The organism is Nocardioides sp. (assembly GCF_035547795.1).
Lineage (GTDB): Bacteria > Actinomycetota > Actinomycetes > Propionibacteriales > Nocardioidaceae > Nocardioides.
Map to the genome: position 1 here is coordinate 1 of NZ_DASZUF010000030.1, position 10,871 is coordinate 10,871.

The following is a 10,871-nucleotide window of genomic DNA, read 5'->3' on the forward strand; positions in this document are numbered from 1 at the left end:
ACGCTGGAGGACGCGACGGCGTACGCGAGCTTCGCCCGGGAGACCCTCGGCCCCGACGATGTCGACTTCCGGGCGCGACCGCTCTCGGCCGAGGAGACGGTCTTCCTGCGTGAGCCCGTGCGCGGCGCCGCGCCGCTCACCTACGCCGACCTCGATGCCGCCTCGGAGGTGGTGCTGGTCGGGCTGGAGCCCGAGGACGAGGCCGGCACGCTGTTCCTGCGGTTGCGCAAGACCCGCCGGGGCAAGCGGATCCGCACCGTGGCGCCGCTGTTGTCCACCGGCACCGCCAAGCTCGATGCCGAGCTGGTCCGGTGCGCCCCCGGTGAGGAGGCCGGAGCGCTGGCCGGGCTGGAGTTGGCCGAGGGTGCGGTGGTGTTGGCCGGTGAACGGCTGGCGATCTCGCCCGGTGCGCTCGACGCGGTCCGCACGCTGGCCGAGCGCTCCGGTGCCCGCTGGGCGTGGGTGCCGCGCCGGGCCGGCGACCGGGGCGCGGTCGAGGCCGGCTGCCTGCCGCTGGCGGGCGGCCGCGACGCCGACGCGATCGTGGCGGGGGTGCTGGCCGGCGACGTGCGGGGCTTGCTGGTGGGTGGCGTGGACCCCGACGACACCGGCGACCCGGCGGCGTTCCTGGCGGCGCTGGACGCGGCCGAGTTCGTGGTCAGCCTGGAGCTGCGCGAGTCGGAGGTCACCCGCCGCGCCGACGTGGTCCTCCCGGTCGCCGCGGTGACCGAGAAGCAGGGCACGTTCGTGACCTGGGAGGGTCGGCACCGGCCGTTCCCCCGGGTCCTCGACCTGCCCGCGGCGTACTCCGACGCGCGGGTCCTGGCCGAGATCGCCCGCCGCTGGGGTGGTCTCGACGCGGCCTCGCCCGACGAGCGTGCCGTTGGTCGAGCCGCGAGCGCCAGCGAGCGTGTCGAGACCACCACACCCGGTGCCTTCCGGCTCAGCTCCTGGCGGCTGATGCTGGACAACGCCCGGATGCTCGACGGCGACAAGGCGCTGGCGGCGACCGCACGACCGGCGGTGGCGCTGCTCAGCCCGGCCAACCTGGCCAGGTTCGGCGAGACCGTCACCGTGACCGGTGACCGGGGCTCGGTCACGCTGCCGGCTCGGGCCGCCGACCTGGCCGACGACGTGGTCTGGCTGCCGGGCAACAGCCTGGGCCGCGGCCTCCTGGCCGACCTGGCCTCACCCGGCTCGAGCGTGGAGGTGGAGCGTGCTTGACCAGTTCGGCCACGACGCCTGGTGGGTCGTCCTCCTCAAGGTGATCCTGATCTTCGCGGTCTGCGTGGTGCTGACCCTGTTCAACATCTGGTGGGAGCGCCGGGTGGTGGCCCGGATGCAGCACCGGATCGGGCCCAACGTGCACGGACCCTTCGGCCTGCTGCAGAGCCTGGCCGACGGCGTGAAGCTGGCGCTGAAGGAGGACCTCACGCCGGCCAAGGCCGACACGATCGTGTTCATCACCGCGCCGGTGCTGGCGGTGATCCCGGCGTTCGTGACGTTCAGTGTCATCCCGTTCGGTCCGGTCGTCGACTTCTTCGGCCAGCGCACCCCGCTGCAGCTGACCGATCTGCCGGTCGCGACGCTGTTCGTGATGGCGATCGCCAGCATCGGGATCTACGGCATCGTGCTCGGCGGCTGGGCCTCCGGCTCGACCTACTCGCTGCTGGGCGGCCTGCGCTCCAGCGCCCAGATGATCTCCTACGAGGTCGCGATGGGCCTTGCGCTCGTCGCCGTCTTCGTATACGCCGGCAGTCTGTCGACCAGCCAGATCGTGGCCGCTCAGGGCAACCTGTGGTTCGGCCTGGTGTTGATGCCGAGCTTCCTGATCTACGCCATCTCGATGGTGGGCGAGACCAACCGGGCGCCGTTCGACCTGCCCGAGGCCGAGGGTGAGCTGGTCGGCGGGTTCCACACCGAGTACTCCAGCCTGAAGTTCGCGCTGTTCTTCCTGGCCGAGTACGTCAACATGGCGACCGTCTCGGCGCTGGCCACCACGCTCTTCCTCGGCGGCTGGCACGTGCCGCTGTGGATCGACCACCTCTGGGCCGGCGCCAACCGCGGCTACTGGCCGCTGCTGTGGTTCTTCGGCAAGCTGTTCGGGTTCATCTGGGTCTTCATCTGGCTGCGCGGGTCGCTGCCGCGGCTGCGCTACGACCAGTTCATGAAGCTGGGCTGGAAGCGGCTGATCCCGCTGGCACTGACCTGGATCGTCATCGTCGGCGTGGTGCGGGTGGTCTGCGTGGCCAACGACATCGACCCGCGCTGGATCGCCGTACCGGCCGTGGTGTTCACCGCCGTCATGGTCGTCGCCCTGCTGCGCGGGGCTCCGGCGCCCCAGCTCCCCGTGGCCCAGCCGCAGGGCGCGTTCCCGACGCCGGCGATGCCGGCCGGCGGCGCGGTCCGCGGCGCGGCGGCCCCGCTGACCTTCGCTCCGTCCACCGCTCCGCGATCGATCGAGGAGGCGTCATGACCGAGAACACCGGCGAGAACACCGGCGAGAAGCACGGTCTCAAGGAGCAGGTCTGGGACCCGGTGGCGGGCTTCGCCGTCACCTTCACCACCCAGTTCCGCAAGCCCGTCACCGAGCAGTACCCGTTCCAGAAGGAGCCGACCGCGCCGCGCTTCCACGGCCGGCACCAGCTCAACCGGCACCCCGACGGTCTGGAGAAGTGCGTCGGCTGTGAGCTGTGCGCCTGGGCCTGCCCCGCGGATGCGATCTACGTCGAGGGCGCGGACAACACCGAGGAGGAGCGCTACTCGCCGGGGGAGCGCTACGGCCGCGTCTACCAGATCAACTACCTGCGCTGCATCCTGTGCGGGCTGTGCATCGAGGCCTGCCCGACCCGGGCGCTGACGATGACCAACGAGTACGAGCTGGCCGACACCTCCCGAGAGTCGCTGATCTACCAGAAGCAGGACCTGCTGGCGCCGCTGCAGCCCGGCATGGAGGCGCCACCCCACCCGATGCGGCTCGGCGACGACGAGCAGGACTACTACGCCCCGGGTCTCGACACGCTCGCTGGCGCTCGCGGCTCGACCACCGAGGCCGCTGGCGCTCGCGGCTCGACCACCGAGGAGCAGAGATGACGGCCACCTACGTGATCCTCGCGCCGGTCACGATCCTGGCCGCCCTGGGCATCCTGGTGGTGCGCCGGGCGGTGCACGCCGCGCTGTTGCTCGCGGTGGTGATGATCGGGCTGGCGATGCTCTACGCCAGCCTGGACGCGCCGTTCCTGTTCGCGGTGCAGATCGTGGTCTACACCGGAGCGATCCTGATGCTGTTCCTCTTCGTGCTGATGCTGGTCGGCGTCGACGCCTCCGACTCGGTGGTGGAGACGATCCGGGGCCACCGGGTCGCCTCGCTGTTCGGCGGCCTCCTGCTCGGCGTGATCCTGCTGCTCGCGATCGGCCAGCTCTCGCTGGGCACCATGAAGGGGCTGGCGCAGGCCAACGCCGGTGGCAACATCCCGGCCCTGGCCAACCAGCTCTTCAGCCGGTACGTCGTGGCCTTCGAGGCGACCAGCGCCCTGCTGATCACCGCCGCCATCGGCGCGATGGTGCTCGCGCACCGCGAGCGGCTCGAGCCGCGGCCCTCGCAGGCCGAGCTGGCCCGCCGCCGGGTGAAGCAGTACGGCGAGCAGGGGCTGCACCTGGGTCCGCTGCCGCCGCCGGGCACATTCGCCCGGCACAACGCCGTCGACACCCCGGCCCTGCTGCCCGACGGTAGCCATGCGTCGAACTCGGTCCCCAGCACGCTGGGCCGCGAGCTGGAGGGCAAGAAGTGAGTAGCGTGACGCCGTACCTCGTCCTGTCAGCGATCCTGTTCACGATCGGCTGCACCGGCGTGCTCATCCGCCGCAACGCGATCGTGGTCTTCATGTGCGTCGAGCTGATGCTCAACGCCGCCAACTTGGCCTTGGTCGCGTTCAGCCGGCTGCACGGCAACCTCGACGGTCAGGTGACGGCGTTCTTCGTGATGGTGGTCGCCGCGGCCGAGGTGGTGATCGGGCTGGCGATCATCATGACCATCTTCCGGACCCGCCGGTCGGCGTCCGTCGACGACGCGAGCCTGCTCAAGTGGTGACCGGGGTGTTCCACCTGCTCTGGCTGGTCGTTGCGCTGCCCGCGGCCGGCGCCGCCATCCTGCTGCTCGGCGGCCGCTGGGCCGAGCGCTGGGGCCGCTACCTGGCCTGCGCCCTGCCGATCGGCTCCTTCGTGCTGAGCCTGATCCTGTTCTCCACCCTGCTCGGCCGCGACGGCAACGACCGGCATGTGGTGCAGCATCTCTACACCTGGATCGACACCGGTCACCTGACGGTGCGCGCGGACCTGCTGTTCGACCCGCTCTCCAGCCTGTTCCTGCTGCTCATCACCGGTGTCGGGTCGCTGATCCACGTCTACTCGCTGGGCTACATGGCGCACGACCCCCGGCGGACGAGGTTCTTCGCCTACCTCAACCTGTTCGTCGCCGCGATGCTCACCCTGGTGCTGGCGGAGAACTATCTGCTGCTGTTCCTCGGCTGGGAGGGCGTCGGCCTGGCGTCGTACCTGCTGATCGGCTTCTGGCAGCACAAGCCCAGCGCCGCCGCGGCGGCCAAGAAGGCGTTCGTGATGAACCGGGTCGGCGACATGGGGATCTCGCTGGCGATCGCGCTCTGTTTCACCACGTTCGGCTCCACCAGCTTCGCCGTCGTCGACGCCGGCGCGGCGCACGCCAGTCGGGGCGCGATGACGGCGCTCGGCCTGCTGCTCCTGCTGGGCGCCTGCGGCAAGTCCGCCCAGGTGCCGCTGCAGGCCTGGCTGCTGGACGCGATGGAGGGTCCCACGCCCGTCTCGGCGCTCATCCACGCCGCCACCATGGTCACCGCCGGGGTCTATCTGATGGTGCGCTCCAACGCCGTGCTCGACCAGGCGCCGGCCGCCCGCACCGCGGTCGTGGTGGTCGCCGTCGTCACGCTGCTGTGGGGCGCGGTCATCGGGTGCGCCAAGGACGACATCAAGAAGGTGCTGGCCGGCTCCACGATGAGCCAGATCGGCTACATGATGCTCGGCGCCGGCCTGGGCCCGGCCGGCTATGCGTTCGCGATCTTCCACCTGCTCACCCACGGCTTCTTCAAGGCCAACATGTTCCTCGGCGCCGGCTCGGTGATGCACGGCATGACGGGGCCCGATGGAGAGGGCGACGTCGACATGCGCCACTACGGCGCCCTGCGGCGGGCCATGCCGGTGACCTTCCTGACCTTCGCGATGGGCTACCTCGCGATCATCGGCTTCCCCGGGTTCTCCGGGTTCTGGTCCAAGGACAAGATCATCGACGCCGCCTGGCACGAGCACTGGTGGATCGGGGCGCTGGCCATGCTCGGCGCCGGCGTGACCGCGTTCTACATGACCCGGCTGATGCTGATGACGTTCTTCGGCGAGAAGCGCTGGCTCCAGGGCGTGCATCCGCACGAGTCGCCCCGGGTGATGACCGGGCCGCTGGTGGTGCTGGCCGCCCTGTCGGCGCTCGGCGGTCTGTTCCTGCTCGGCAGCTGGATCCAGGACTACCTCGCCCCGGTCGTCGGCGAGCCGCCCGCGGAGTCGGCCGGCCTGCCGGCCTGGCTCGTCTCGGTGCTCGCCGTGGTCGTGGTCGCGATCGGCATCGCCATCGCCTGGCTGGTCTTCGGCCGGCGCCCGGTACCGGCGACCGCGCCGGAGAAGGTGGCCTGGCCGATCACGGTCGCCCGCCAGGACGTGTACGGCGACCTGATCAACGAGACGTTCGTCGTCGAGCCCGGTCGTCGGCTGACCAGCACGCTGCTGCAGATCGACCGCTACGGCGTCGACGGCGTACTCACCGGGGGGCCGTTCGCCGTCGGCGCCTTCGCCGGTGCCTTCCGCAAGCTCCAGAACGGCTACGTGCGCTCCTACGCGCTCTCCTTCCTCGGTGGCGGCATCGTCGTCGTCCTGGCCCTGATGGTGGTGAACTGGCAGTGATCACGACGCTGTGCCTGATTCCGCTGGTCGGGGCGATCGGGTCCGCGATCGCCCGCAGCCGGCCGATCGCGCTCGCCTTCGGCCTGGCCACCCTGGTCGTCTCGATCATCGCGGCCGCCCGCTTCCACAGCAGCCACCAGGGCTTCCAGGAGACTGTCGACGTCAGCTGGATCAAGGACCTGGGCGTGCACTGGGCGCTGGGCCTGGACGGCATGGGGCTGCTGCTGGTGCTGCTGACCACCGTGCTGGTGCCGGTGGTGATGCTGGCCGCGTGGCGCGACCACAGCCACGGCTGGTTCTCCTGGGCGCTGGCGCTGGAGTCCTTCGCGCTGATCGTCTTCTGCGCCACCGACCTGTTCGTCTTCTACGTCTTCTTCGAGGCGACGCTGATCCCGGCGTACTTCATGATCGGCGGCTGGGGCGGCCCCAAGCGCAGCTTCGCGGCGCTGAAGTTCCTGATGTACCAGCTCGGCGGCGGGCTCGTCCTGCTCGGCGGCGTCATCGGCCTGTACGCCGTGCAGAGCGGGTCGCCGTCCTACCTGCTCACCGACCTGCAGCACGTCGACATGGGCACCGCCGCCGGCCGCTGGATCTTCGTGTCGCTCTTCATCGGGTTCGCGGTCAAGGCGCCGCTGTTCCCGTTCCATACCTGGCTGGCCGACACCACCGAGAGCGCGACACCTGCCACCAGCGTGCTGCTGGTCTGCGTGCTCGACAAGATCGGCACCTTCGGGATGCTGCGCTACTGCCTGGGCATGCTGCCCGAGGCCAGCCACTGGGCCACGCCGGTGGTGGTGACGCTGTGCCTGATCTCGATCGTGTACGGCGCCTTCCTGGCCATCGGCCAGGACGACCTGCTGCGCCTGGTCGGCCTGACGTCGCTGTCCCACTTCGGCTTCATCGCGCTGGGTGCGTTCGTGTTCACCCAGGAGGGCAACTCCGGCTCGATCCTCTACATGGTCAACCACGGCGTCGCGACCGCGGCGATGTTCCTGGTCGTCGGCTATCTCGTCCAGCGCCGCGGCACCGCCTCGATCCGCGCGATCCGGGGCGTCGAGAAGGGAGCTCCGGTGCTGGCCGGGATGCTGCTGGTCGCCGGCTTGGCCACCGCCGGCCTGCCGGGCCTGTCGCAGTTCGTCGCCGAGATCCTGGTGCTGATCGGCGCCTTCGACTACCACTGGTGGGTCGGGGCGGTGGCCGTCACCGGCATCGTGCTGGCAGCGATCTACGTGCTGTGGATGTACCAGCGCACCATGACCGGCCCGCCGGATCCCGACCCGGGTGGGGCCACCGCCGACCTGACCCGCGTCGAGGTCGCGGTGCTGGCCCCGCTGGTCGCGGCGCTGCTGTTCTTCGGGTTCGTCCCGGGCCCGCTGCTGCACCTCGCCAACCCGGTCAGCTCGGTGCTCAACCCATCCCTGGCGGTCGACTCGGCGGGGGCGGCCCGATGAACGGGGTGACGTCCTTCCAGGCTCCGCACCTCGAGTACGGCGTCCTGTGGCCGGTCTTCGTGGTCTTCGGCGTCGCCTGCCTCGGCGTCCTCGTCGAGGCGCTGCTGCCGCGGGAGCGGCGCTACCCCGTGCAGGTGGGCATCACCGCCGTCGGGCTGGTGGTCGCGCTGGTCCGCGTCGTCCTGATCGGTGTGGACGTCACTCCCCGCACGGTCGCCGAGGGCGCCCTGGTCGTCGACGGGCCGGGCATGCTGTTGTGGGGCCTGATCCTGGTGGTGGCGCTGGGCGGCGTACTCCTCTTCGCGGAGCGGCAGCTCGATGCCGGCGTCAGCGCGTTCGCCGGCCAGGCCGCCGCGCTGCCCGGCACCGACGCCGAGCGGGCGGCCGCCAGCCGCGGCCTGGACCACACCGAGGTCTACCCGCTGCTGCTGTTCGCCACCGGGGGGATGATGCTCTTCCCGGTCGCCGGCGACCTCTTGATGCTCTTCGTCGCGCTCGAGGTGCTCAGCCTGCCGCTCTACCTGCTCACCGGTCTGGCTCGGCGCCGGCGCCTGCTCTCGCAAGAGGCGGCGATGAAGTACTTCCTGCTGGGCGCGTTCTCCTCCGGCTTCTTCCTCTACGGCCTCGCCCTGGTCTACGGGTACGCCGGCACCATGGACCTCTCCGGCATCGCCGCGGTGGTGCACCACGGCGGCCCCAACCACCCGCTGCTGCTGATCGGGATGGCGCTGATGGGCATCGGGCTGCTGTTCAAGGTCGGCGCGGTGCCCTTCCACACCTGGACGCCGGACGTCTACCAGGGCGCGCCCACCGCGGTGACCGCCTGGATGAGCGCGGCGACCAAGGTGGCAGCGTTCGGGGCGCTGCTGCGGCTGTTCTACGTCGCCTTCGCGGGTGACCGGCTCTCCTGGCAGCCGGTGCTGGCCATCGTGGCGATCGCGACCATGGCACTCGGCTCGGCCATCGCGGTGGTGCAGACCGACGTCAAGCGGATGCTGGCCTACAGCGCGATCTCGCACACCGGCTTCATGCTCACCGGCGTGATCGGCGCCCGCAGCGGGGAACTGACCTCGACCCGAGCGGTGCTCTTCTACCTGATCGTCTACTCGGTGGCCTCGCTCGGCGCGTTCGCGCTGGTCACGGTGGTGCGCGACAGCGCCGGCGAGGCCGGGTCCTTCGCGAAGTGGACCGGGCTGGGTCGGCGCTCGCCGGTGACGGCGGCGGTCTTCTCGCTGTTCCTGTTCTCGATGGCGGGCGTCCCGCTCACCGGCGGCTTCGTCGGCAAGTGGGCGGTGTTCACCGTGGCGCTGCGTGACGGGCAGTGGCCGGTGGTCGCGATCGCCATCGCGTCGAGCATCGTGGCGGTCTTCTTCTACGTCCGCTTCGTGCTGCTGATGTTCTTCGCCGAGCCGGAGGAGGGGCAGCCGGTCGGGGAGGTCGTCGTACCCTCCTGGGGCAGCATCGTGGTGATCGGCGTGTGTGCCGCGGCGACGATCTTCTTCGGCGTGGTTCCGGACCCTGTTCTCCATCTGATCGCGAATGCGGGATCATTCCTCGGGTGAGCACCGCTGATCTGGCCCTGCCCGTCGCCGACGAGGCCCTCGCCGCGCGCCTGCGCGCGCGCCTGGCCCTCGTGGAGAAGGCGCTGGCCGACCACGTGGTCAGCCGGTCGCCGTTCGTCAGCGAGGCGGCGGCGCACCTGCTCGCCGCCGGCGGCAAGCGCTTCCGCCCGCTGCTGGTGCTGCTCGCCGCCGAGACCGGCACCCACCCCGAGGCCGATGCGGTGCTGACCGCGGCCTGCGTGGTCGAGCTGACCCATCTCGCCTCGCTGTACCACGACGACGTGATGGACGAGGCCGACGTACGCCGCGGAGCCGACTCGGCGAACGCCCGCTTCGACAACCACATCGCGATCCTGACCGGCGACCTGCTCTTCGCCCGCTCCTCCGAGCTCACCGCCGAGCTGGGCGCCGACGCGGTGCTGATCCAGTCCCAGACGTTCGCCCGGCTGGTCGAGGGCCAGATCCTGGAGGGTGTCGCGCCCGGGGCGGGCGAGGACCCGGTCGCGCATCACCTCGACGTGGTCGCCGGCAAGACCGGCGCGCTGATCGCCACCTCGGCGCTCTACGGCGCTCGCTTCGGCGGGGCCTCGCGGGAGGTGGAGGAGGCGCTGACGGCGTACGGCGAGATCGTCGGCACCGCCTTCCAGATCTCCGACGACATCCTCGACATCGCCTCGGACTCCGTCGAGTCCGGCAAGACCCCGGGCACCGACCTGCGCGAGGGCGTGCCGACGCTGCCGGTGCTGATGGCCCGCCGCTCGACCTCGCCGCAGGACGCACGGCTGCTGGAGCTGCTCGACTCGGACCTGTCCGACGACGCGGCGCTCGCCGAGTGCCTGGGCCTGTTGCGCGCCCACCCCGCCCTCGACGAGGCTCGCGCCTACGTCGTCGCCCGGGCCCAGGAGGCCAAGCAGCTGCTCACCGCGCTCCCCGCCGGCCCGGCTCGCGATGCGCTGGAGGCGTTCGCGGACCTGGTGGCGACCCGGACCGCCTGAGCCGGTGTCTGTTCGATGAGCCAGCAGGGGCACTGAGCCTTTACCCTGGCGCTCGTGGGTGAGCGATCGCGCGGGGTGGTCTTCGGAGTTGCCGCCTATGTGATCTGGGGCGCGTTCCCGCTCTACTGGCCGCTGCTGGAGCCGGCCGGGGCGTTCGAGATCCTGGCACACCGGCTGATCTGGTCGCTGGTGGTGATGACCGGGCTGGTGATCGCGCTGCGCCGCGGGGTGCAGTTCATGGCGCTGGTCCACGACCGGCGGACGCTGACCCTGCTCGCACTGGCGGCGGTGGCCGTCACGGTCAACTGGGCCACCTACATCTGGGGCGTCAACCATGGCCGGGTGGTGGAGACGTCGCTGGGCTACTTCGTGAACCCACTGGTCACGATGCTGCTCGGCGTACTCGTCCTGCGCGAGCGACTCACCCGGGCACAGTGGCTCGCGGTGGGCATCGCGGCGGCGGCGGTCGGCGTCCTCACCGTCGACTACGGCCGGCTGCCGTGGATCGCGCTGATCCTGGCCGGGTCCTTCGGCACCTACGGACTGCTCAAGAAGCAGGCCGCGGCGGGTGCGTTCGAGAGCCTGGCGCTGGAGACGGCGGTGATGACGCCGCTGGCGCTCGCGTACGTCGTCGGCCTGGCCCTGACCGGCCACTCGCACTTCACCTCCGACGGGGCCGGCCACACCGCGCTCTTCGTCTCCGCCGGTGTCGTCACGGCCGTCCCGCTGATCCTCTTCGGCGCGGCCGCGACCCGGGTCCCGCTGGTGACGATCGGACTGCTGCAGTACCTGGCGCCGATCCTGCAGTTCGGCCTGGGCGTGCTGCACTTCCACGAGCAGATGTCGACCGGCCGCTGGCTCGGCTTCGCGATCGTGTGGGT

At 70.9% G+C, this 10,871-nt stretch carries 10 protein-coding genes; all 10 read left to right on the forward strand.

Annotation, left to right across the window (positions count from 1 at the left end; translation table 11 throughout):
• A partial coding sequence (locus VHA72_RS02485; RefSeq protein ID WP_325572866.1) for a molybdopterin-dependent oxidoreductase occupies positions 1-1,224 on the forward strand: 1,224 nt, incomplete at its 5' end.
• Positions 1,217-2,476 (forward strand): NADH-quinone oxidoreductase subunit NuoH, encoded by a 1,260-nt coding sequence (gene nuoH, locus VHA72_RS02490; protein ID WP_325572867.1) that lies wholly within the window; start codon positions 1,217-1,219, stop codon positions 2,474-2,476. The genes VHA72_RS02485 and nuoH, both read left to right, overlap by 8 nt.
• Complete coding sequence (gene nuoI / locus VHA72_RS02495; RefSeq protein ID WP_325572868.1) at positions 2,473-3,093, forward strand: NADH-quinone oxidoreductase subunit NuoI; 621 nt, start codon at positions 2,473-2,475, stop codon at positions 3,091-3,093. The genes nuoH and nuoI overlap by 4 nt, the downstream gene beginning before the upstream one ends.
• Positions 3,090-3,791 carry an NADH-quinone oxidoreductase subunit J gene (locus VHA72_RS02500; protein WP_325572869.1) on the forward strand — a complete coding sequence of 234 codons (702 nt, stop codon included), beginning with the start codon at positions 3,090-3,092 and terminating at the stop codon, positions 3,789-3,791. The genes nuoI and VHA72_RS02500 overlap by 4 nt, the downstream gene beginning before the upstream one ends.
• Before the next feature lie 5 nt (positions 3,792-3,796).
• Complete coding sequence (gene nuoK, locus VHA72_RS02505) at positions 3,797-4,090, forward strand: NADH-quinone oxidoreductase subunit NuoK (RefSeq protein ID WP_325572870.1); 294 nt, start codon at positions 3,797-3,799, stop codon at positions 4,088-4,090.
• A complete protein-coding gene (gene nuoL / locus VHA72_RS02510) occupies positions 4,084-5,982 on the forward strand; it encodes an NADH-quinone oxidoreductase subunit L (protein WP_325572871.1) in 1,899 nt (632 codons plus the stop codon). Before nuoK ends, nuoL begins: the two co-directional genes overlap by 7 nt.
• On the forward strand, positions 5,979-7,433 hold the full coding sequence (locus tag VHA72_RS02515; protein WP_325572872.1) for an NADH-quinone oxidoreductase subunit M: 1,455 nt from the start codon (positions 5,979-5,981) through the stop codon (positions 7,431-7,433). The genes nuoL and VHA72_RS02515 overlap by 4 nt, the downstream gene beginning before the upstream one ends.
• Entirely contained in the window at positions 7,430-8,995 is a 1,566-nt protein-coding gene (nuoN, locus tag VHA72_RS02520) for an NADH-quinone oxidoreductase subunit NuoN (protein ID WP_325572873.1), read from the forward strand. Before VHA72_RS02515 ends, nuoN begins: the two co-directional genes overlap by 4 nt.
• A complete protein-coding gene (locus VHA72_RS02525) occupies positions 8,992-9,990 on the forward strand; it encodes a polyprenyl synthetase family protein (RefSeq protein ID WP_325572874.1) in 999 nt (332 codons plus the stop codon). Before nuoN ends, VHA72_RS02525 begins: the two co-directional genes overlap by 4 nt.
• 54 nt (positions 9,991-10,044) lie before the next feature.
• On the forward strand, positions 10,045-10,871 hold an 827-nt coding region (gene rarD / locus VHA72_RS02530; RefSeq protein WP_325572875.1), incomplete at its 3' end, for an EamA family transporter RarD.

Bases quoted from the DNA above. Each gene is read 5' to 3' on its own strand.
- nuoI (WP_325572868.1), top strand. From the start codon at position 2,473: ATGACCGAGAACACCGGCGAGAACACCGGCGAGAAGCACGGTCTCAAG.
- VHA72_RS02500 (WP_325572869.1), top strand. From the start codon at position 3,090: ATGACGGCCACCTACGTGATCCTCGCGCCGGTCACGATCCTGGCCGCC.
- nuoN (WP_325572873.1), top strand. From the start codon at position 7,430: ATGAACGGGGTGACGTCCTTCCAGGCTCCGCACCTCGAGTACGGCGTC.